The sequence below is a fragment of the Actinoplanes couchii genome, from assembly GCF_016862075.1.
GTDB lineage: Bacteria > Actinomycetota > Actinomycetes > Mycobacteriales > Micromonosporaceae > Actinoplanes > Actinoplanes couchii.
In genome coordinates this window covers 1-22130 of record NZ_BOMG01000096.1, presented here as the reverse complement: position 1 = coordinate 22130, position 22130 = coordinate 1, and the positions used below count along the sequence as shown (strand labels likewise).

The 22130-nt window shown below is 68.7% G+C and carries 22 protein-coding genes and 2 riboswitches; of the genes, 12 read left to right on the top strand and 10 right to left on the bottom strand.

Features of this window, described 5'->3' with window-relative positions; genetic code table 11:
• Positions 1-2: 2 nt before the first annotated feature.
• Entirely contained in the window at positions 3-680 is a 678-nt protein-coding gene (locus tag Aco03nite_RS38130) for a TetR/AcrR family transcriptional regulator (RefSeq protein ID WP_239145777.1), read from the bottom strand.
• Between the two features lie 83 nt (positions 681-763).
• On the opposite strand from Aco03nite_RS38130, the gene Aco03nite_RS38125 reads away from it, so the two are divergent.
• The 11 genes from Aco03nite_RS38125 (at position 764) to Aco03nite_RS38075 (ending at position 12226) form a co-directional block, all read left to right on the top strand.
• On the top strand, positions 764-1948 hold the full coding sequence (locus Aco03nite_RS38125) for an FAD-dependent oxidoreductase (RefSeq protein WP_203805229.1): 1185 nt from the start codon (positions 764-766) through the stop codon (positions 1946-1948).
• A 45-nt stretch (positions 1949-1993) separates the two neighbouring features.
• Positions 1994-3217: a serine hydrolase domain-containing protein gene (locus Aco03nite_RS38120; RefSeq protein WP_203805227.1), complete on the top strand. Its 1224-nt coding sequence runs from the start codon at positions 1994-1996 to the stop codon at positions 3215-3217.
• Positions 3217-4284, top strand: a complete 1068-nt coding sequence (locus Aco03nite_RS38115; RefSeq protein ID WP_203805225.1) for a serine hydrolase domain-containing protein — start codon at positions 3217-3219, stop codon at positions 4282-4284. Before Aco03nite_RS38120 ends, Aco03nite_RS38115 begins: the two co-directional genes overlap by 1 nt.
• A gap of 305 nt (positions 4285-4589) precedes the next feature.
• The gene (nhaA, locus tag Aco03nite_RS38110; protein ID WP_203805223.1) at positions 4590-5882 is read left to right on the top strand and encodes a Na+/H+ antiporter NhaA; all 1293 of its coding nucleotides are present in this window, start codon (positions 4590-4592) and stop codon (positions 5880-5882) included.
• Positions 5883-6256: 374 nt separating this feature from the next.
• A complete protein-coding gene (locus Aco03nite_RS38105) occupies positions 6257-6886 on the top strand; it encodes a superoxide dismutase (RefSeq protein WP_203805221.1) in 630 nt (209 codons plus the stop codon).
• Positions 6883-7125: a superoxide dismutase gene (locus Aco03nite_RS38100; RefSeq protein ID WP_203805219.1), complete on the top strand. Its 243-nt coding sequence runs from the start codon at positions 6883-6885 to the stop codon at positions 7123-7125. Before Aco03nite_RS38105 ends, Aco03nite_RS38100 begins: the two co-directional genes overlap by 4 nt.
• A 204-nt stretch (positions 7126-7329) precedes the next feature.
• Positions 7330-8892 (top strand): ABC transporter substrate-binding protein, encoded by a 1563-nt coding sequence (locus tag Aco03nite_RS38095; protein ID WP_203805217.1) that lies wholly within the window; start codon positions 7330-7332, stop codon positions 8890-8892.
• Complete coding sequence (locus tag Aco03nite_RS38090; RefSeq protein ID WP_239145776.1) at positions 8862-9854, top strand: ABC transporter permease; 993 nt, start codon at positions 8862-8864, stop codon at positions 9852-9854. Before Aco03nite_RS38095 ends, Aco03nite_RS38090 begins: the two co-directional genes overlap by 31 nt.
• Positions 9847-10671: an ABC transporter permease gene (locus Aco03nite_RS38085; protein ID WP_203805215.1), complete on the top strand. Its 825-nt coding sequence runs from the start codon at positions 9847-9849 to the stop codon at positions 10669-10671. Before Aco03nite_RS38090 ends, Aco03nite_RS38085 begins: the two co-directional genes overlap by 8 nt.
• Positions 10668-11582 carry an ABC transporter ATP-binding protein gene (locus Aco03nite_RS38080; RefSeq protein ID WP_203805213.1) on the top strand — a complete coding sequence of 305 codons (915 nt, stop codon included), beginning with the start codon at positions 10668-10670 and terminating at the stop codon, positions 11580-11582. Before Aco03nite_RS38085 ends, Aco03nite_RS38080 begins: the two co-directional genes overlap by 4 nt.
• A complete protein-coding gene (locus Aco03nite_RS38075; protein WP_203805211.1) occupies positions 11579-12226 on the top strand; it encodes an ABC transporter ATP-binding protein in 648 nt (215 codons plus the stop codon). The genes Aco03nite_RS38080 and Aco03nite_RS38075 overlap by 4 nt, the downstream gene beginning before the upstream one ends.
• Positions 12227-12423: 197 nt before the next feature.
• Here Aco03nite_RS38075 and metE read toward each other — a convergent pair whose 3' ends face one another.
• From metE to Aco03nite_RS38060, 3 genes are all read right to left on the bottom strand, one after another.
• A complete protein-coding gene (metE, locus tag Aco03nite_RS38070; protein WP_203805209.1) occupies positions 12424-14661 on the bottom strand; it encodes a 5-methyltetrahydropteroyltriglutamate--homocysteine S-methyltransferase in 2238 nt (745 codons plus the stop codon).
• 116 nt (positions 14662-14777) lie between these two features.
• Positions 14778-14995: riboswitch (cobalamin riboswitch) on the bottom strand.
• Positions 14996-15066: 71 nt separating this feature from the next.
• A complete protein-coding gene (locus Aco03nite_RS38065) occupies positions 15067-15825 on the bottom strand; it encodes a CbtA family protein (RefSeq protein ID WP_203805207.1) in 759 nt (252 codons plus the stop codon).
• Positions 15816-16019, bottom strand: a complete 204-nt coding sequence (locus Aco03nite_RS38060; RefSeq protein WP_203805205.1) for a CbtB domain-containing protein — start codon at positions 16017-16019, stop codon at positions 15816-15818. The genes Aco03nite_RS38065 and Aco03nite_RS38060 overlap by 10 nt, the downstream gene beginning before the upstream one ends.
• A 36-nt stretch (positions 16020-16055) precedes the next feature.
• Positions 16056-16190: riboswitch (cobalamin riboswitch) on the bottom strand.
• 45 nt (positions 16191-16235) lie between these two features.
• On the opposite strand from Aco03nite_RS38060, the gene Aco03nite_RS38055 reads away from it, so the two are divergent.
• Positions 16236-16367, top strand: a complete 132-nt coding sequence (locus Aco03nite_RS38055; protein ID WP_373872665.1) for a hypothetical protein — start codon at positions 16236-16238, stop codon at positions 16365-16367.
• A gap of 80 nt (positions 16368-16447) precedes the next feature.
• On the opposite strand, the gene Aco03nite_RS38050 is transcribed toward Aco03nite_RS38055, so the two are convergent.
• From Aco03nite_RS38050 to Aco03nite_RS38025, 6 genes are all read right to left on the bottom strand, one after another.
• Entirely contained in the window at positions 16448-17080 is a 633-nt protein-coding gene (locus Aco03nite_RS38050; protein WP_203805203.1) for a histidine phosphatase family protein, read from the bottom strand.
• A complete protein-coding gene (locus Aco03nite_RS38045; RefSeq protein ID WP_203805201.1) occupies positions 17064-17414 on the bottom strand; it encodes a MazG-like family protein in 351 nt (116 codons plus the stop codon). Before Aco03nite_RS38045 ends, Aco03nite_RS38050 begins: the two co-directional genes overlap by 17 nt.
• Positions 17395-18903 carry a hypothetical protein gene (locus tag Aco03nite_RS38040; RefSeq protein WP_203805199.1) on the bottom strand — a complete coding sequence of 503 codons (1509 nt, stop codon included), beginning with the start codon at positions 18901-18903 and terminating at the stop codon, positions 17395-17397. Before Aco03nite_RS38040 ends, Aco03nite_RS38045 begins: the two co-directional genes overlap by 20 nt.
• Positions 18896-19843 (bottom strand): hypothetical protein, encoded by a 948-nt coding sequence (locus tag Aco03nite_RS38035; RefSeq protein WP_203805197.1) that lies wholly within the window; start codon positions 19841-19843, stop codon positions 18896-18898. The genes Aco03nite_RS38040 and Aco03nite_RS38035 overlap by 8 nt, the downstream gene beginning before the upstream one ends.
• The gene (locus tag Aco03nite_RS38030) at positions 19837-20673 is read right to left on the bottom strand and encodes a DEAD/DEAH box helicase family protein (RefSeq protein ID WP_203805195.1); all 837 of its coding nucleotides are present in this window, start codon (positions 20671-20673) and stop codon (positions 19837-19839) included. Before Aco03nite_RS38030 ends, Aco03nite_RS38035 begins: the two co-directional genes overlap by 7 nt.
• Positions 20674-21445: 772 nt before the next feature.
• Positions 21446-22130 (bottom strand): GntR family transcriptional regulator (locus tag Aco03nite_RS38025; RefSeq protein WP_203805193.1); only part of this gene is annotated, 685 nt, incomplete at its 5' end.

Sequence of the window (22130 nt, the reverse complement as noted above, 5' to 3'; positions counted from 1 at the left end):
TGTCAATCCCCGCCGGAGTCACCACTGGTGACTCCGGCGATGAAGATGTCCACACCCGCGAGGAACTGCTCGCGGTCGTCGTGTTCGGCGAGCGCGGCCGCCGAGGTCTGGACGAGCGGATCCGGGTCGAGCCGCGCCCACTGCTCCGCGAGGTGTTCGAGGTAGCGCTGACGGGTGGCGGCGTCGGGGGAGCGCCGCGCTCCCGCGGCATACTGGGCCGCGGCGCCCAGCACGTAGCTGACCAGCGCTGATCCCGCGTCGGACAGGGCCGTCCCGGAGATGCCCAGCCGGTGCAGCTGCGCGCCCACGGCCGTCCAGATCTGCCGGACGGCCGGTTGCAGCGGTTCACGGGACAGTTGTGTCCCCACCCACGGGTGCCGGTCGATCGCGTCGAAGATCCCCAGCGCGAGAGTACGGATGGCGGCTCTCGGTTCGGTGTCGCCGGCCGTGCGGGCCAGGACGGGTCCGATGACGCCTTCCGCGGCGGCGGCGAGGAGTTCGTCCTTGTTGATGACGTGGTGGTAGATCGCGCCCCGTCCGGTCGACAGGTGTGCGGTGACCGCCCGGAGGGTCAGGCCGTTCTCGCCCGCGGTGTCGAGGATCTCGATGGTCGCTTCGACGATGCGTTCCCGGGAGAGGGCGTCGGTGCGCCGGGGGCTGCGCGGGTCCGGAGTGTTCACGACGTCATCTTGACAGAGTTGGACCGCCGGTCCAAGACTGGGTGGGTGGACCGCTGGTCCAACACGCTTTCGGGAGGAACACCATGACCACGTACGCATCTCCGGTCACCGTGATCGGTGCCGGGCTCGGCGGCCTCACCGTGGCTCGCGTCCTGCACCTGCACGGTGTCCCGGTTACCGTCTACGACGCGGACACCTCCGCGGAGGCCCGTAACCAGGGCGGACAGCTCGACCTGCACGAGCACGACGGCCAGCTCGCCCTCCAGATCGCCGGGCTGTCGGAGGAATACCGCGCGATCATCCACCAGGGCGGCGGCGGTCAGCGGGTCCTCGACCGGCTCGGGACGGTGCTCGCCGAGCTACCCGACGACGGCTCGATGACACGCCCCGAGGCGCTGCGCGGCGACATCCGCCGCATCCTGCTGGACTCCCTTCCCGCCGGAACCGTGCAGTGGGGCAGGAAGCTCACCTCGGCGAAACCCCTGGGCCGGGGGCGTCATCTACTCACGTTTGCGGACGCCTCGACAGTTGAGACCGGTCTGCTCGTCGGCGCTGACGGAACCTGGTCGAAGGTCCGGCCGCTGCTGTCGGCCGAGACGCCGGTGTATTCGGGCATGAGCTACATCGACGTCCACCTGCACGACGTCGACGAACGCCACCCCGCGGTGGCCAAGACGGTCGGGGCCGGTGCCATGTACGCCCTCACGCCCGGCGAGGGTTTCCTCGCTCATCGGGAGGTGGGTGACGTCGTGCACGCCTACGTCGTACTCCATCGTCCGCTCGAATGGTTTTCCGGCATCGACTTCGATGACGCCGACGGGACGCGGCAGCGCATCGCGGCCGAGTTGGCGGGATGGGCGCCGGAACTGATCTCCCTGATCGCCGACAGCGACACCGGCCCGATCCTGCGCGGCATCCACCGGCTTCCCGACCGGCACCGGTGGCACCGCGTTCCCGGCGTGACGCTGCTCGGCGACGCGGCACACGTCACCGTTCCCGGAGGCGAGGGCGCCAACACCGCGATGCTCGACGGGGCCGAACTCGGGCAGGCGATCGCCGCGCACCCGGGCGACCCGGAGACCGCCATCGCGGCGTACGAGGAAATCATGTTCCGGCGCAGCGAAGCGGAAGCCGTCGCCGCCCGCGAGACCGTGGATCTCATCTTCGGCCCCGGTGCGCCCCATGGTCTCGCCGCTCTCATCAACGGGACCGAAGGTAGGGATAACCCCACCATCGCTGATACCGGTGGCCGCAGTTCCACTGTGTAGCGTAGGGGAATGACCTTTCGCGGGTCGCCGACAAAGCTATGAGTCATGAGAAAACACCTGATGAAAGCAGCTGTCGGCACTTCCATCGCGCTGTCGGTCACGGCCGCGCTGGTCGGTTCCGGCGTGACCGGCGCGACGGCCGGCACCAAGCAGGACGCCATGCGCGAGGTCGTCAAGTACACCCTCGACTTCGGCGCACCGGGCTTCATGGCCCGCATCGACGACGGCCGCCGGGTCACGGTCACCGCGGCGGGTCTTGCGGACCGGGACACCGGCCGCCGCATCAACGGGCACGAGCAGTTCGAGGCCGGCAGCAACACCAAGACCTTCGTCGCGGTGCTCGCCCTGCAACTGGTCGATCAGCGGAAGCTGGTCCTGGACGCGCCGGTCGAACGCTACCTGCCCGGTGTCGTGCCGAACGGGGCGAACATCACCGTCCGGATGCTGCTGCAGCACACCAGCGGCCTGTTCAACTACACCGGCGACGAGGAGTTCAACAGCAAGGTCTTCGACCCGGACTGGGTGCCCTCGGACACCGAACTGATCGGCTACGCGTTCCAGAACGCGCCGGACTTCGCGCCCGGTACGAGCTGGAAATACTCCAACACCAACTACATCCTGGCCGGGATGATCGTGGAGAAGCTGGCCCGTGCCGACCTGGCCGACCTGATCCAGCAGCGGATCGCGAAGCCGCTCGGGCTGACCCGCACCTACCTGGCCGACCCACGGGCGACCAGTACCGGCCGGGGCTACGCGCACGGCTACACGATCGACTTCTCCGGCCCGCAACGCGTCTACTACGACACCACCGGCTGGTCGCTGGCCTGGGGCGGCGCCGCCGGGGCGATCATCTCCGACCAGCGGGACCTGTCCCGGTTCTTCTCCGCCCTGCTCAGCGGGAAACTGATCTCGCCGCGGCAGCTCGCCGAGATGAAGACCACCGTGCCGGTCCCGGCGGAATTCCAGATCGTCGGCGAGTACGGGCTCGGCCTGATGCGCAAGGACACCCCGTGCGGGCCGGTCTGGGGACACGGCGGCGACACCAACGGCCACCACAGCACCGCGGTCACCACCGCCGACGGGCGCCGCACGGCGACCAGTGACACCACCATGTCGCCGACCGGCATCGATCCGCGCCGCTACATCCAGCTCATGCTGGCCGCCGAGGACGCGATCAGCTGCCAGATGCTCGGCAAGCCGGTTCCGGCCGAGGTGCTCGGCAAGCTGCGGGGCACGACACCGCTGCCGCCCGCCGAGCAGGCGAGCTGATGTCCCGGATACTCGCGGCGTTGATGGTGGCCGCCACCGCCACCGCGGTGCCGGCCGCCGCACCGCACGGGATGCCGGACATGGTGGTGCCGGGTGGGTGTCCCGGTGCGCTCGCCTCGATCCAGGGGCGCCAATGGACGGCCGGGGTCGGCGACCTGCGTACCGGCGGGAAAGTGCCGTTGAACGGCCGGGTCCGGATCGGCAGCGCCAGCAAGATGTTCGTGTCCGTGGTGCTGCTGCAGCTGGCCGGTGAGGGGCGGATCGGGCTCGACGAGCCGATGGAGCGTTACCTGCCCGGTGTGGTGCCGGACGGCGAGCGGATCACCGTCCGGATGCTGCTGCAGCACACCAGCGGGCTGCCCGACTACACCGAGGCGATGATCCAGGAGAACGCCGACTACTTCACCCTGCGCAACCGCTACTTCGAGCCGCGGGAGCTGGTCGACATCGCGCTGTCGATGCCGTCCCGGCCGCCGGGGGCCGCCTGGTCGTACAGCAACACCAACTACGTGCTGGCCGGGCTGATCGCCCAGCGGGTCACCGGGCGTCCGCTGGCCGAGCTGATCACCACCCGGGTCATCGACCGGATCGGGTTGCGCGACACCTACCTGCCCACGGTCGGTGAAAAGGATCTTCGGGGGCCGCACCCGCACGGCTACGTCCGCAACCCGGTCGACGACCGGATGACCGACTTCACCGTGATGGATCCGAGCTGGGGCTGGGGTGCGGGTCAGATGGTCTCCACGCCGGGCGACGTCAACACGTTCCTGCGGGCGCTGCTGGACGGCCGGCTCCTCGACCGGGCCCAGCTCGAACAGATGAAGACCACGGTCGAGGCCACCGACGAGTGGCGCTATGGTCTGGGCCTCATGCAGACGCCGCTGAGCTGCGGCGGATTCGCCTGGGGCCACGGCGGCGACATCGCCGGATACTCGATCCGCGACGGCGCCACCGACGACGGCCGCACCGTGACCCTGGCCGTCACCACCACGGACGGCTCGATCCAGAGCCAGTCCGCCCAGACGGCCCGGGCCGGATTTGTCGACGCCGCCCTCTGCGCCGGCTGATCCCGGGGCGAGCCTTATTGCACTTCGCTGGCAGTTGCTAAATGATAGCGGCAGGGGCGAGTGTTGCTTGGCCGTGACTCGTCGTTCCCGTTCGGGGCATCCCGGCCCGCGATGATCCAGCAGCCGGGATGCCCCGGCCTCGTCACGACCCGTCGCCGGCTGATCCGATAACCCGAAGCGGCCCGGCCGGGTGTGGGTGAGCTGGATCGCTGCCGGCCCTGATCCAGGCCGGTAAGATCGCGTCCGGTGTGCCGGGAAGTCTGGTCGGCGATGTCCTTGTCGTGCCCACACTCCCGAGGAGTTCCGTGTCTGCAACACCCCCTCAGCAGCGTCGTCACCTGTTCGGCCGCGGCAGCTGGCCGGAGGTCAGCCGGATCGGCGACATCCTGCGTACCGAGACCGTCGGCGGTGCGTTGCTGCTCGCTGCTGCGGTGGTGGCGCTGGTCTGGGCGAACTCACCGTGGTCGTCGGGGTACCAGGACCTCGTCGCGGTCAGGGTCGGCCCGCTGACCCTGGCGCAGTGGGCGGCGGACGCTCTGCTGGCGATCTTCTTCTTCGTCGCCGGGCTCGAGCTGAAACGCGAGTTCGTGGCCGGGGACCTGCGTGATCCCCGGCGCGCGGTGCTGCCGGTCGCCGCGGCGGTCGGTGGCATGGCCCTACCCGCGTTGATCTATGTGGCGGTCAACGGCGGCATGGCAGGCGGGGCATTGCGGGGGTGGGCGGTCCCGACCGCCACCGACATCGCGTTCGCCCTCGCCGTGCTGGCGGTCGTCTCCACCCACCTGCCGGCCGCGCTGCGTACCTTCCTGCTCACCCTCGCGGTGGTCGACGACCTCCTCGCCATCCTGATCATCGCGGTGTTCTACACCAGCTCGCTGAGTCTGCTGCCGCTTGTCGCCGCGCTCGTGCCGCTGGGGCTGTTCGCGGTGCTGGTGCAGCGGCGGGTCCGTTCCTGGTGGCTGCTGCTGCCCGTGGCCGCGGCCACCTGGGCGCTGGTGCACGCCTCCGGTGTGCACGCCACCGTCGCCGGGGTGCTGCTCGGCTTCATGGTCCCGGTCATCCACCGCGGCCCCGGCGAAGGCCCCGGCCTGGCGGAGCACTTCGAGCACCGGTGGCGTCCGGTGTCGGCCGGTTTCGCGGTGCCGGTCTTCGCGTTCTTCGCCGCCGGGGTGTCGGTCGCCGGCGCCGGTGGGATCGGCGAGACGCTGCGTGACCCGGTCACCATCGGCATCGTGCTCGGGCTGGTGGCCGGGAAGTGCGCCGGTGTGCTCGGATCGACGTGGCTGGTGCAACGGTTCACCCGGGCCACCCTCGGCGCCGGGGTGAGCTGGTGGGACGTCTTCGGCCTGGCACTGCTGGCCGGGATCGGGTTCACCGTGTCGCTGCTGATCGGCGAACTCGCCTTCGGCGCCGGCAGCACGAAGGACGAACACGCGCGCATCGGCATCCTGGCCGGCTCCTTGATCGCCGCACTGCTGGCCACGGTGGTGCTCCGGACCCGCAACCGGCATTACCGGCGCATCCGCGCGGAGGAGGAGCGCGACGCCGACGGCGACGGCATCCCCGACGTCTGGGACGACGACACCGTCCGGCCCTGAACACGGCTGCCGATCGTGCTGCTCAGCCTCGGCGCGGCGGTGTTCGCGGCCGGTGGGGCGCCACGGTGGACCGGGCTGCTCGGTGGCCTTCCCGCCCGTTCCACTCACCGAGGCCGGCCTGACGACCTCAGCCGTCATGACGCCTGACCTGAGCCCGACCGGTGGTTCCGGTCGCAGCCGGGTCAGACCAGCGCATTCCCGCTCCGGCCAGCAGGTTCGGCAGATCTTCGACCACCGGCTCGTTAGTGGGCGTGATCGCGGTCACCGAAACTCCGACACGACATCGATCCGAAGCCCTTCCGCCGTACGCCGGGACCTGATCTATTGCAATATAGAGGCAAGAACCAACTCTAGGCAGAAGCGAAGGTTTAGTGATGGCGGTTTACACGCTCCCCGACATGCCGTACGACTACGGCTCGCTCGAACCGGCCATGTCCGGCCAGATTCTGGAGCTGCACCACAGCAAGCACCACGCGGCGTACGTCAAGGGCAGCAACGACACCCTCGACCAGCTGGCCGAGGCCCGGGACAAGGGCGACTACAGCGCGCTGGTCGGGCTGGAGAAGACCCTGGCGTTCAACCTGTCCGGGCACGTGCTGCACTCGATCTTCTGGAACAACCTGCGCCCCGGCGCGAGTGCCGACCGTCCCGAAGGTGACCTGGAAGCCGCGATCACCGAGCACTTCGGATCGTTCGAGGCGTTCTCCGCGCAGCTGTCCACCGCGACCAAGGGCGTGCAGGGCTCCGGCTGGGGTGTCCTGGCCTGGGAGCCGCTGTCGCAGCGCCTGATCGTGGAGCAGGTCTACGACCACCACGGCAACGTCGGTCAGGGCTCGACCCCGATCCTGGTCTTCGACGCCTGGGAACACGCCTACTACCTGCAGTACAAGAACGTGCGCCCGGACTACGTGGACCGTCTGTGGAGTCTGGTGAACTGGACCGACGTGACGAAGCGGTTCGACGCGGCCCGCGCCGCCGGCAACCCGCTGATCGTCGCCCCGTGACGGCAGCCGGCCCGGCCTTCCTCGCCGCACAACAGGCGGCCGGGGTCATCGCGGCCAAGAGCCGGGGTGACTTCGCCGGCGCGGAGGAACTGCTCTGCGCCATCGGCGACGACACCGTTCGCACCCGCGGGTTCATGCTGCTCGCCGAACTCGCGCTGGCACTGGTCCGCACCCAGACCGGGCAGAGCATGGACGAGCTGGTCCAGGAGTTGACCCTGCTGATGGCCGAGGCCGGCTGAGTCCTGTACACGATCACGGCGGCGACCGCCGAGCGACTGCGCGCCCACCAGGACCGGCTGCACACGGTCTACGCACAGTGCTTCGCGGCACCGCCGTGGTACGCGTGACGAGATCATCCGGGCTTATTGCCATTATCTGGCAATTAGTACAGGATTGCGGCAACGGCCCTGACGTCGATCGATGTCCCGACCGAAGTGAGTCCCATGCTGCGCAGGACACTGCCCCTCACCCTCGCCCTGCTGACCGCCGTGAGCCTCACGGCCTGCTCGAATCCGGACGCCGGCACCGCGTCGAGCAGCACGAAGCCGCTCGTCGTCGCGACCGCCGGTGAACCCGACACCCTCAACCCGATCCTCGGGTACGGCACCGACGGCGCCTCGCTGATCTTCGACGGCCTGGTCGCCCGCGACGCACAGAACACCCTGATCCCGGCGCTCGCCGCCGAACTGCCGGTCGTGAACGGCACCACCGTCACCGCCGAACTGCGCGGCGGCGTCACCTTCCACGACGGCACCGCACTGACCGCCGACGACGTCGTGTTCACCTACCGGTCGGTGATGGACCCCGAGGTGGACTCGCTGCTGCGCTCGGACCTGGACATGCTCGACAAGGTCGAGGCCACCGACGCGTCCACTGTCGTCTTCACGCTCAAATACGCCTACGCCCCGTTCCTGCAGCGCCTGGTCCTGGGCATCGTCCCGGCCAAGGCCCTGACCGGCCAGGACATCAACAAGGCCGCGTTCAACCGCCAGCCGGTCGGCACCGGTCCCTACCAGGTGACCGCCTGGACACCCGGCGACAAACTCCAGCTCACCGCCAACGACACCTGGTGGGGCGGCAAACCGGCCACCAGCGCGGTCGTGGTCGCGTTCGTCGCCGACGACAACGTACGCGCCCAGCGGACCCGGGCCGGCGAGTTCGACGCGGTCGAACTCGCGCCGAAGCTGGCGACACCGTTCCCGGGCTTCGGCGTGCACAAGGTGCCGACCGCCGACTACCGCGGCGTCATGCTGCCGATGAAGAACCCGGTCACCGGCGACCTCGCCGTCCGCAAGGCGCTGAACGTGGCCGCCGACCGGTCCGCCATGGTCACCGGGGTGCTCGCCGGCGCCGGTGAACCCGCGTACGGCCCGGTCCCGCCGACCTCGGAGTACGCCGAACCGTCGGTCGCGGGCACCGGCAGCGCCGACACCGCGGCGGCCGGGAAGCTGCTCGACGACGCCGGCTGGACGGCCGGCGCCGACGGCATCCGCGCCAAGAACGGGCAGCGGGCCACCTTCACCCTGATGTACCCGGCCACCGACAGCCTGCGCAAGGAACTCGCGCTCGCCGTGACCGCGGACGCGAAGAAAGCCGGCATCGAGATCAAGCCCGAAGGCCTGACCTGGGACGCGATCACCCCGCGGATGAGGTCCGACGCATTGATCATGGGCTTCGGCAACCCGTACGACCCAGACTTCGTCTCCTACAAGTTGTTCCGCTCCGACTTCGCCGAGCAGGGCTACTACAACCCCGGCTCCTACCACTCCGCCGTGGTGGACCAGGCACTGCAGGACGGCCGGAGCCGGCCGGACAACCGCAAGGACGCCTACACGACGTTCCAGAAGCAGCTCGCCGCCGACGTGCCGTGGATCTTCCTGACCTACCTGCAGCACACCTACGTGGTCCGCGACGGTGTCAACGGTGTCAGCCCCCGCGTCGAAGCCCACGAGCACGGTGTCGAGAACAGCATCTGGTGGAACCTGCACACCTGGACCCGGGCGTGATCAAGCTGGTACGGCGACGGCTCGCCGTCGCCGTACCGGTGCTGTTCGCCACCAGCATCGGCATGTTCCTGCTCGGCGCCGCGTCCCCGATGGACCCGGCCATGCAGTACGCCGGAGCCACCGCCTTCACCACCGACCCGGCGAACCTCGCCCAGATCCGCGCGAACTGGGGCGTCGACGACCCGCTCCCGGTGCAGTACGCCCGCTGGCTGGGCAACCTGTTCCAAGGAGACCTGGGCTGGTCCACGTCCCGGCACGAACCGGTGGGCGCGGTGATCGCCGCCCGGGCCGGCTGGACCCTGCTGCTGATCGGCGTCACCCTCGCCGTGGTCCTGGCCGGCAGCCTGCTCCTCGGCACCATCGCCGCGTACCGCCGCGGCGGACTGTTCGATCGTGGCATCCGGGCCGCCGCCTACGCGGTGGAGTCGATGCCGGTGTTCTGGCTGGCCCTCGCCGCGATCGCGGTCTTCGCCCTGGCCCTCGGCTGGTTCCCGGCCGGCGGGCTGACCGACGTGACCGCCACCTCGACCACCTTCGGCGACGTCGCCCATCACCTGGTCCTGCCGGTGGCCGTCCTGACCGTCTCGCAGGCGCCCTGGTTCCTGCTGTTCGTCCGCGACTCGGTCGCCGACAGCCTGCGCGACGACCACGTCCTGGCCGCCCGGGCCCGCGGGCTGCGCGGCCGTACCGTGCTGTTCGGTCACGCCCTGCGCACCGCCCTGCTGCCGTTCCTCACCCTGGTCGGCACCCACCTGCCCGAACTCGTCGGCGGATCGGTGCTGGTCGAGACGGTGTTCTCACTACCCGGCCTGGGCGCGGTCAGCGTGCAGGCCGCCCTCGGCAGCGACTTCCCGCTGCTGGCCGCGATCACCCTGATCACCACCGCGGTCGTGCTGCTGGCCAACCTGTGCACCGACCTGGCGTACACGGCCGCCGACCCCCGGGTGCGCATCGATGGCTGACCGCACCCTGCTCCGGGCCGCACAGCTGACCCTGGTGGCCGCCCTGGGGGCCACCCTGCTCGTACCGGTGATCTGGCCTCTCGATCAGAGCGCCGTCGACCTCGCCCACGTCGGGCTGTCACCGTCACCCGGACACCCCGGCGGCACCGACGACCTGGGCCGCGACGTACTGCACCGCAGCATCTACGGCCTGCGGGTCTCCGTCCTGGTCGGCATCGTCGCCGCCCTCGCCGCGTCGCTGCTCGGCGGCATCGTCGGCGGACTCGCCGGCCTGCTCGGCGGCTGGACCGACCGGGTCCTGATGCGCCTGATCGACACCCTCGCCGCCCTGCCGCACCTGCTGCTCGGCATCTTCATCGTCGCGATGCTGCGCCCCAGCCTCGGCGCGGTCATCCTGTCCATCGGCCTGACCCACTGGCTGTCCACCGCCCGCATCGTGCGCTCCGAACTGCTGTCGCTGCGCACCCGCCCCTTCATCGACGCCGCCATCGCCGGCGGAGCGAGCCGGCGCCGCGTGCTCACCCGGCACCTGCTGCCGCACGTACTACCGAAGATCGCCCTCGCCACCACCCTGATGATCCCGCACGCGGTCTGGCACGAGACCTCGCTGTCGTTCCTCGGCCTCGGCCTGCCACCGCACCTGGCGTCCCTCGGCAACATGATCAATGACGGTCAGCGGTCGCTGCTCACCGGCTCCTGGTGGGCCAGCATCGTGCCCGGCCTGCTCATCATCGTGGTCACCCTGGCCATCGCCGCGCTCGCCACCCGCTGGCGCGACCGACTCGACCCCCGAGCCCGAGCGGAGCTCGACCTATGACACTGCTGCACACCGAGGGCCTGAGCGTGCGATTCCGGTTGCGCGATGCGGTGGTCCAGGCCGTGACAGACCTTCATCTGCGGGTACGGGCGGGCGAGCTGCTCGCCGTCGTGGGTGAATCGGGGTGCGGCAAGTCCGTCCTCGCCCACGCCCTGCTCGGCCTGCTCCCCGCCAACGCCGAGGTCAGCGGGCACGCCACCGTCGACGGCACCGACCTGCTGCACAGCGGCGAGAAGGTGCTGGCCCGGCAGATCCGCGGCCGGAAGATCGGCCTGATCCCGCAGAGCCCGGCCACCGCCCTCACCGCAGTGCGCACCGGCCGCACACTGCTCGCCGAGACACTGCGCGCCCACGACCGCGACCCGAAAACCGCCGACCGGGTCGCCGCCGACGCCGGATTCGACCCCGCCGACCTGGACCGCTACCCGTTCCAGCTCTCCGGCGGCATGGCCCAGCGCCTGGTCACCGCACTCGCCCTGGCCACCGACCCACCCCTGCTGATCGCCGACGAACCCACCACCGGCCTCGACCGCCCCCTCGTCGACCACACCCTCGACCTGCTGCGCCGCCGCTGCGACAACGGCGGCGCCGTCCTGCTGATCACCCACGACCTGGCCGCCGCCGAACGCGTCGCCGACACCGTCGCCGTGATGTACGCCAGCCGCATCGTCGAACACCGGCCCGCCACCGGCGTCTTCACCGAGCCTGCCCACCCGTACACGGCGGCGCTCTTGAAAGCTCTTCCCGACCGTGAGTTCCGGCCCATCCCCGGCCACCCGCCCATGCTGACCGCGCTCCCGCCGGGGTGCGCCTTCGCCCCGCGCTGCCCCCGTGCCGACACTACCTGCGCCACCCCGCCGACCGGACCGGTCGCCTGCCACCACCCCCTGCACACCGAGGTCGCGGTATGACACTGCAGGCCCACGCCATCACCGCCGGCTACCGCGGCCGCCAAGTTCTCTCCGAGGTATCACTGTCGGTCGAGCCCGGCGAGACGGTCGGACTCCGCGGCCCTTCCGGTTGCGGAAAATCCACTCTGGTACGCGTCCTCGCACTCCTGCACGAACCCACCACCGGGCACGTCAGCCTCGACGGCACACCCGTCACCGGGGCCCGGCACCGTGTCCCACCGCAGATCCGCACCCGTATCGGCCTGCTCTTCCAGAGCCCCCGCGCCGCCAGCGACCCACGGCTGTCGCTCACCGACCTGATCGCCGAACCCCTGCGTGCCACCGGCCACCCCCGCGACACGATCGAGACCCGCGTCGCCGAACTCGCCGACCGCACCGGCCTCACCCCCGACCTGCTGGCCCGCCAACCACACGCGGTCAGCGACGGCCAGCTGCAACGCGCCTGCCTGGCCCGGGCCCTGGCCCACCGCCCGGCCTACCTGCTCTGCGACGAGGCCACCACCATGCTCGACGCCTCCACCCAGGCCCACGTAGCCGCCGTGATCACCGAAGAACAACACCACCACAACATGGGCGTCCTGGTGGTAAGCCACGACCCGGCCCTGCTGAAACGCTGGACCACCCGAGTCGAGGAGCTGATCTGACGATCACGTCCGGTCGTAGCGCATCGATGATGGTCGCCGGTCGGTGAACGACGGCCGGCGCGGATGCCGGAGGTGTACCAGGCGCCGTTGGGGTCGTTCGTCAGCGATCCGCGGGTCGACCGTCCGGACCACCTCGAGCGCGGAACGGAAAGGGGCGCGGGGCGGAACCCGGCAAGGTTCCGCCCCGCTGCGGGGGATTACTGTCCGCGGACCGCGGCGGCTGCCGCGACCAGGTGCTTCAGCGACGCCTCGGTCTCCGGGTAGCCGCGGGTCTTCAGGCCGCAGTCCGGGTTGACCCACAGCCGGCGAGCCGGGACGGCGCCGACCGCGCGGCGCAGCGACTCGGTGACCTCGTCCTGGGACGGCACCCGGGGGGAGTGGATGTCCCAGACACCGGGGCCGACACCGCGGCTGTAGCCGATGGCGGCGAGGTCGTCGAGGACCTCCATCTTGGAGCGGGACGCCTCGATGCTGGTGACGTCGGCGTCTAGGGCGTCGATCGCGGTGATGACCTCACCGAACTCGGAGTAGCACAGGTGGGTGTGGATCTGGGTGTCGTCGGCGACGCCGCTGGTGGCGAGCCGGAACGCGCCGACTGCCCAGTCCAGGTACGCCTTCTGGGCTGCCTTGCGCAGCGGCAGCGTCTCGCGCAGGGCGGGTTCGTCGACCTGGATCACCGTGATCCCGGCCGCCTGCAGGTCGGTGGTCTCGTCCCGCAGCGCGAGGCCGACCTGGTCGGCGGTGTCGGCCAGGGGCTGGTCGGTGCGCACGAACGACCAGGCCAGGATGGTGACCGGGCCGGTGAGCATGCCCTTGACCGGCTTGGCGGTCAGCGACTGTGCGAACGTCGACCACGGGACGGTCATCGGGGTCTTGCGGGCGACGTCGCCGTAGATGATCGGCGGGCGCACGCAGCGGGATCCGTAGGACTGGACCCAGCCGTGATCGGTGGCCGCGAACCCGTCGAGCTGCTCCCCGAAGTACTGCACCATGTCGTTGCGTTCCGGTTCGCCGTGCACCAGCACGTCTAGGCCGAGCCGCTCCTGCAGCCGGATGACGTGTTCGACCTCGGAGCGCATCCGCTCGGTGTAACCGTCGGCGTCCAGGGTGCCGGCACGCAGTTCGGCGCGGGCCTTGCGCAGCTCGGCGGTCTGCGGGAACGAGCCGATCGTGGTGGTCGGCAGCTCCGGCAGGTTCAGCCGCGCCTGCTGCGCCGTCGCACGCTGCTCGTAGTCGCCGCGCTGCCGGTCGGCCGGGGTCAGGGCGGCGAGGCGGGCCCGGACGTCGTCGTTGCGCCAGGCCGCGGGGGCGGCGGGTAGCGGCGCCGGCACGTGCGCGGTGCCGTCGCGCAGCGCCTTGCCGAGCAGCACCACCTCGTCGACCTTCTGCCGGGCGAACGCGAGCCGTTCGAACAGCTCCGGCGCGAGCCGGGTCTCCACGGACAGGTCTACCGGCACGTGCAGCAGCGAGCAGGAGGTGGACACGGCCACGTGGTCGGCCAGGGCGGTCACGGCGGCGCCGGTGGTGATCGCGGCCCGCAGGTCGGTGCGCCAGATGTTGTGCCCGTCGACCAGCCCGGCGACGATGGTCTTGTTGCCCAGCGGGCCGGCGGCAATTAGGCGGGCCAGGTTGCCGGGGCCGGCGACCAGGTCCACCCCGATCGCCTCGATCGGGGCTGTCAGCAGGACCGGCAGGGCGTCGCCGAGTTCCCCGAAGTACGTGGCCACGAAGATCTTCGGCCGGTGTTCGAGTTCGCCGAGACGGGTGTAGACCCGCTGCAGGGCGTCGAGTTCGTCCAGGGTGCGGTCGGCGACGTAGGCCGGCTCATCCAGCTGCACCCAGGCCACACCGGCATCGGCGAGACAGTTGAGGATCGTGGCGTACACCTCGACCAGCTCGTCGAGGCGGGCGAACGGGTCCGTGCCCTTGGCCAGGAGCAGGAACGTGGCCGGGCCGACCAGCACCGGGCGGGTCTCGATGCCCAGGGCCTTGGCCTCGGCGTACTCGGCAAGCGGTTTTGCGGGGTCGGGGGTGAAGGTCGTGTCCGCGTCGATCTCGGGAACCAGGTAGTGGTAGTTGGTGGCGAACCACTTGGTCAGTTCCAGCGCGGGTTCGGCGTCGACACCGCGGGCCATCGCGAAGTAGGTGTTCAGCCCGGAGAAGCCGAGCCTGGTGAAGCGGGCCGGGATGGCGCCGACCGCGACGGCGGTGTCCAGGACGTGGTCGTAGTAGGAGAACGTGTTGGACGGGATGGCGTCCAGGCGGGCGTTGCGCAGCTGCTGCCAGACCTCGGCCCGCAGCCCGGCGGCAGTGTTCTCCAGCTCGGCGGCGCCGATCTTGCCGGCCCAGTAGGCCTCGACCGCCTTCTTCAGTTCCCGGTTGGCGCCGATGCGCGGATAGCCGAGCACGGTGCTCTGCCCGAAGGTGTTGCTCACCAGGGAGTCCTTCCCTCGAAGTTCCCGGCGACGAGCACACGAGGACAGGGGAAGGCACGGCGACGGCCGGGCTTCCGCCCTGACCCTCCCGAGAGGTCGCCGGCGGCGCCCACCGGACGGCGGGCGCAGCGCTGGCAGGTCTTCGGACTCGCGGGCACGGCTTGAACACCAGCCACCTACCGGCCGTCGCTTCCCAGGCTGTCTCACCAGCCCAGTGCTTGATGACGGCTTTCGTTCCCACTCACCGCTGCGGGGCAGTCCCGGTATCGCACCGGGTTCCCTCTTACGACACCCCGCCTGGCGGACGGGGTGAACCAGCACCGCGGATCATGCTAACCGACATCGGTCACTACATGTGGAACGGCCGGGACCGTCCGTGGTCCCGGCCGTTTCGTGGTTCAGGGGTTACGCGGCAGCCGATTCCGTTGCCGCTGCCGTCCGGGTGGGCGTTCCGCGCGGCGTGACCAGGGCGCCGAAGGCGAGACCGAGAACCGACCACAGCACCGTCTGCACCCCGAGCGAGGTGACCCGGAACTCCCACAACAGGGACGCGGGGAAGGTGTCCGGCACCTCGTTGATGTCCGGCAGCAGCAGATAGGCGACCGCGACGACGACCAGGAACGCAACGGCACCGGCAGCCGCGCGACGCCACTCGGCGGTCTGGGTGCGGGCGGCGATCACCGCGGCCCACACGGCGACCAGCCCGAGTACCAGTACCGCCAGATAGCTCCAGGTGCGCTGTCCGATGGTGTCCGGATCGCCGACGGCCGGCGGGTTCGGCGGATACTTCAGGAACGGGATCACCACGATCCCGGCCAGTGCCGCCCCGGCCAGGCCGAAAGCGGCCCGGCTGTCGCTGCCGGTCCGCAACCGGCGGCGCAGCAGCATGTACGCGGTGGCCAGCATGCCGCCCATCGCGATGCCGTACAACGTCGTGGCGAGCACCAGGCCGGCCTTCTGGCCCTCCCGGCTGACCAGCGGCTCCTCCTCGACGGCGCCCGGCTCAGCCGGCGGCGCGGCAGCCTCCTCGATGGCGATCGCCGCGTCGATGTGGGTCTCGCCGAACGTGTACGCGAAAGCACCGGCCAGCAGACCGGCGATGAGGCCCGCGAGCAGGCCGCGCAGCAGCAGCGAGATGAAGTTGGGGGCGGCGGTCAGTGGCACGGCACACCCAGCAGGTGCCGGCCGTCGTGCATCAGCTCGTGCAGGTACATGCCGCTCTGGGAGAGGCCGCCCTGGTCGAAGGCGACCAGGTACGCCAGCAGCAGCATGATGAGAACGGCGCCGAGGGCCGTGCCGAGCAGTTGCCCGGAGACCGCGGGCACTCCGGTGGGTTGTACCGGCTTCACATCGGACATGCGAGATCGAACCTCCTACGGGATGACGCGTCCCGTCCGTGGGGCTGCGGCGAGCGAGCTCTCTGACTCCCGGCCCGGGCTCGGGCCGGTAACAGTGGCGCGACCGCACCGGATTCCCACCGGTTTCCCTCACGACGCCGCAGATGGCAACGCTCAACCTAGTAGCGCAACCGCACGGCCACAACCGGTGACTCCACAGGCCCGCGACCACCCGACGTGATCCCGGACTCGCCGCCGCGTCACGGCTCCGGCTGGCAACGTCAGCGCTTGTGGATCGTCCTGGTACTCGCCCAGGACATCGACCTGCTGCCGCTCGACGAACCGACCACCTTTCTCGACCTTGCCTAATAGCCCGAAGTCCTCGATCTGCTCACCGCCCTCAACGTCATCGACCCGACGACCGGCAAACCCCTGGTGCTCCCGAAGAACTATGCGAGGTGATGGGTGTCGTTGTAACGCGTGAGTGTCCAGCGGTGTTGTGGGTGTCGCATTCCGGGCCATTCGACGGCGGGTTGCCAGGTGGTGATGGCGCAATGGTCGAAGGCGAGTTTGAGGCGCCCCAGACTTTCCACGCCTAGGAGAAAGTGCAGAGCCGCACCGAGAGTTTCGCTGTGGCCGACGATCACCACGATGCCGGGTGTGCTGGTGTCGAACAGCCGGTTCCACGCCTGCCCGGCACGGTCCAGGTAAGCGGACCAGGGTTCGCCGCCGGGTGCAGCCGGTCGGGTCGGGCTATCGGTTGTCGCGGGCCACCTGGTACGAGCGCTTTCCCAGAGTTCGCCCTCGGCGATTCCTGGGTCGGGTACTCGAAGCTCCGGTTCGGCGACGACGTCGAGATGGAGGGCATCGGCGATGATCTGGCCGGTCTGCCAGGCGCGGAGGGTGATGCTGGCGTGTACGGCACGTATCGACGGGCCGGTCGCGAGCCGTCGGGCAGTGGCGACGGCTTGTTCGCGACCGGCCGTGGTCAGGCCGCCGCAACCCGGTCCGGCTATGGTGCCGGTGTCGTTGCAGCGGGCTCGGCCGTGCCGGACGAGAAGGACTTCAGCCGGCATGGACATGGTCGGGGATATATCCCTGATCCCGGTAGCCGGCGTGGTGGTGGGCGATGGACTCACGGACCTGGTTCAGGACGCCGTAGTGATGGGCGATCCCGACGGCACTGCGCAAGACGTCCTCGACCTCCTTGACGAGGTTCTTCAAGTCGGGTTCGCCGTGCTTCTGGTTCTTGACTCCCATGCCTTCGGCGTGGTTGACCGCGCCGGCCAGTTCACCGGCTTCCTCGGCGAGACGAGAGACCCTCTCGAAGGGTCCGTTGTGTGCGGGGAACCGGCGGTCGAGTGCGGCAACCAGTTGAGCAAGCTGGGTGAAGGTGTCATCGGCTTCTGTCGGCATGGGTGGGTTCTCCTTTGCTGATGAGGTTGGCCTCGTCGAGTACGGCGCGGAGCGCCGCCGGTAGGGCTGCGGAGTGCGGACGGATGCGGTTGTGCAGGAGCCGTATCTCGGCTCGGACGGCGTGACTGTAACGGTGCCGGAGCCCTGGCCAGGTGGCGACGAGGTGCGTCAGGGCATCCAGAAGAGATAACGGGTCTGGGGTACGGGCGCGGTGGGCATGCTCGGCCACCGTCGTGTGGCATACGGGAACTGTGCGCCCGGTTGGCAGGTTCAGGGTACGGCGTGCCCGGCCCTGAAATCCCCACCAGGACCATTCCCCTGGCTCAGCCCCGAAGATCATGAGCGGTGCACCGGTGCTGTCGACGCCGGCTTGTGCTTCGGTGAACGGGCGGACCACGACGTAGGCGGTGAACATGGGAGCTGCGATGTTGCCGTTGAACATCTCGTGGATGCGTCCCCCTTTGCAAACCATGATAGCGCTACGGGCGATGGTGTCGAGTAGGGATTTGTGCAGCTTGAGGGGGTTGGCGGTTGCCATCCTCGGACCATGTCGTGACAGCGTCACGCGTTCGGACGCGACGACCTGACGCAGCGGTGTGAGAGTGGGTAGCTTCAGCATTCGCCGTACGGCTGTAGTGCTGGCGTCGTTGTCGTGTTGGCCGTGTTTCGCCACGATCGTGACTTTCAGGCGGGGGTTTGTCAGGACGAGTCGTTGGATCAGCAGAAGATCGAATGAGGTTTCGACGAGGTCGTCGAGCCACCACACGAGGTGAACGGGTCCTGAGGAGACGCTTCTGATCAAAGCGTCCGAGTGATCTACGGCAGGTAGGACGTTCGCGTATCCGCGTAGGCGTTCCCAGACGCCTTTGTTGGCGCGGGATGTGGCTGTCAGCGGGATCGGGTCACAACGTCGCGAGCCTCCCTTTTCGTCCAGGCCGAGCAGACCAGCGGCGACCGCGACCCGGAGGAGGCCTGGGTTTTCCAGGCGTAGCAGGCCGGCGGCGTGCTGATGGTGGAAGCGACTGATGAAGGCCGCGCCTCGTTGGTTGAAGCCCTGGGTGACGTCGAACGTCTTGGTGGCGTCGCCGTAGAGGCACCAGCCGATGACCCGGTCGATCAGGTAGGGCACCTCCTGATTCCACAGGGTTTCAGCCACCGTACGGCTGTCTACCCTGGTTCCGAGGACTCGCCAGACCTCGCTGGTCACATGCCTGGCCGCGGCGTCTCGAAGCGGGCTCGGCAGGCGGGCCGGTGCCGTCGGCAACCGGCTGGTGACAAGTCGGTGCAGCCACCTCTCGGCATCACGTTCTGTCGGGTCGAGCCACAGCGGAGCGTGCAGCCGTTCGGCAACGGTGAAACTGTCCGGCTGGTAGACGTCGCTCGCCAGCACCCGCCGTACGGCCTCGGCGGGAGGTTCGTCACTGCCGAGAAAGGTCGCATTCAACCGTTTCCACGTCGCTTGATCGATGGTCGCCCATGAGTCAGGCACGGGTCAGGTCCTTCAGCGGAGCATGCAGGTCGATCCCATCCAGACCTTCCGGCCAGATCAGAGGTTGGTCGTCATCACCCAGGTCGTGCTCGGTGAAGGCGTACATGTCGACCACGAAGAGCCGCCGATCCGGCCGGATGCCGAACTGCATCTGTCGGCGGGTTCCGCCGGTCGGCTTGTGGCGGCGCCCGTCGGCGCGACGCACATCGAGCGCGCCGGCGACCGGGCTCGACGCTCCGGCCGCATCGCCGAGATCATAGATCGGTTTGAACCGCACTCTGGTGGGATCGTCGCAGTAGGAGACCGCTTGAGCGCGGGACAGTCCGGCGCCGATCAACACCTCGTGCAGGACCGCGCGCATCTCGGCTTTGCGGCTCGCGGTGGTCTTGACGTTGATCCGGAAACGGCGTCCGTTGACGTCCTCGATACGGGTGCTGTCCCGTTTCCACAGCGGCTCCAGGATCGCAACGTCAGCGGCCAGTTGAGGCGTGTAACGCGGAGTCCCGAAGTGCCGATCGGCATGGGTGATGGTCAGCTTTAGCTGGGAGGTCAGCCCGGAATCGTCGACGAGCTGGGCGAGCGCCCGGCGCGCGATCGGGCTCGCCTCGCTGCCGTTGGTGACCACATACAGGCCCTGTCCCAGGTGGGTACGCCATAGCTCCGCGACGTCGGCGCACGTGCCGATCCGTCCGTCTGCCAGGCGGACGACGTAATCGAGCGGATCACTGATCCGCCAGCAGTGCACCACCCGCCGGTCTGTGGTGCGGATCGTGCGCCGCGCGGCTGCGAGAGCCTTGACCGTACGCGCCAGGTCGGGAAGCGGAGCTCGTTGCACCGGCGTTCGGTCACCGAACGCCGGGCAGTGCGCGCAGCCGCGGGCGCAGTGATCGATGGCGAGCAGGAAACCGAGATCGGTGACGATGCCGGCAAGAGTCAACATGACGCTCCCCTCCGTGGTACGTCAATGTCAAAGTCGTGGTGCGCCATTCGACTCGTCCAGTCCTGTCGTGGGTCCGGTGCTGTCAGCGACGGACCCAACCGATACACCCAAGGACTAAGCCGTTCGGCCGTCTCGTTCAGGCGATCGACTGCAATCGCTGTGGCATGGCGATCGGCGCCCAACAAGGTGCGATAGACCTGGTAGGAGGCAATGACGACCTCTGACGTGGCGCTGCGGCATAGTTGCGGATTGGCACATGTACGTTCATCGGGGCAGCCGACGATCACGTCGTAGCGGTGCAGATACGTCGCATCGTTCAGATTCAGTCCCCATGCCTGCTGGCACGCGTGCGCGGTGGCGGCGTCCTTACGCTCGACGATCAGAGCAGCTTCAACTGCCGTGATCCGGCCGGTGAGCAACCGGCCGAGGCGCTCCGTGCGAACCTGAGGTGTCGCATCGAGCCGAACCAGAAGTGCCTCGTTGTACGGCGGCAACAACAGTGAGACCGAGCCTGCGGACTCCACCACGCACCCTTCATCGCGAGTCGTCAGCCGCCGTAACACCGCCAAGTCCGTCAGTCGATCGGCCTCCCCTTCGCGGAGGGTGGGCAGATCAGATGCCAGCCAGGACAGGAGACGCTCCATCTTGGTTGACTGCGTCTCTCCCAGGCGTTTGATCAGCAACTTCGAGGCCGTGATCCGGCGCAGCCCTGTCCGGGCGAGGTGCTCGACCAGCGTTGTCTTCCCTGAGGCGGTCCAGCCCGTCACCATAACCGCGGGAAAAGCGCTTCCGAGAGATTTATGTTGAGCGGGAATATAGGATTCATCCATCAACTGCCGCCTCGAGAGTTGTCTGCTGCGCCTATTGCAACGGCTGCCGGTGTATGGGTATTCGTGTCGCGTTGATCAATTCTGGCTTGCTGGCCCCTGGCCGTCTCAATGGCAAGCGCAGAGTGCGCGAGAAAGTCACCACCGCGTTCTCCCGCCGCCAGCACGGTCCGAGAGAACCGCACGCGACACAACGCCCGGTCCCACTCGACGTGACGTGAATGTCCAAGATGTTCTGTGCCTCGTAGAGCGCTTGGTCTGCCGAGGTTGAGTAATAGGTGCTACCTGTCATCCTCACCTCCTGGTTTATCGACCGATTTGCCCAGTGGCGCTCTGTTGTGACGGTGAACGGTGATCCAAGTCTCGACATCCTCAAAGAGCCACAACTTGCCTTGTCTCAGGTAGGCGACCGGAGACGGGAAGTGGGGTCGGCGGCTGAGCTGGTAGACGCGCTGGCGACTGATACCTAGGCGGATGCCGATCTCGTAGGTTCCCATCAACCGAATTTGGTCGTCTGGCATTCTTTATTCGCCGCCTTACAATTGGATTATCGCCTGTTGTATGGATGGGTTCTCATGAGGGCTGAGGCCTCCTTCCTATGGATCCGCTCGTTGAATGAGGGTCCGTTTCTGCGATTTCGGCACTGCAATCGCAACAGTATGATCTCGGTTGCCTTCTCAGACTGGCCTATGCCACTCAAGTGCAGTGTGGCATAGGCCAGTCCGAGTAGGCAACCTCCTCTTCGGATCGTTCAGCCGGACGGTAGGAGATCGGCTCAGACGACCGGGTAAGTCGTCTCGAAAGCCCAGCGATCCGGAGGGAAGACGGCTTCGGTGAACTCGAGTGGCCGATCTTCGCTGTCGTGAACCACGTGACGTACGACCAGGACGGCCGCTGGGCCTGACAACCTCAGCGATTCGCACTCGAGGGCGGTCGCGAGTCGCGAGCTCATTTCGTCGCGAGCGTAACGTGCCTGGCGCCCAGTCGACTTTTCGACATATCCCATGGTTCCCTCGCGGATGCGCTCACGAAGCAGCAGGTTGGGAGCCAGTTCACCAGTCACCGCGGCATACCAAGCGGTGGAGAGCTCCACGGGTTCATCATCGGCATGGACCAGGCGCTGTCGGCGAACGACGCGCTCACCGGCCGAAAGCCCGAGGGCCTCCGCGACGTGGTCAGGTGCGGCGTCATAGCCCGCGGCGAGGATCACCGCGCGTTCATTCGCAGGGTAGATCTTCCCGGTTTCGCGTGCCCGCGAGTAACGCTCCCGGGCTAGACGATTGGGCCTCATCCGATCACGCACGAATGTGCCTGATCCTTGCCGGCTCTCCACGAAACCCTGCTGGCGCAGTGCCTCAAGGGCCCGCGCGGCAGTTGGTCGGGCAACCTTCCAATCGACTGCTATCTGCCTCTCGGAGGGCACCTCGTCACCCGGTTGCAGGTCGCCACGCAGGATCTGG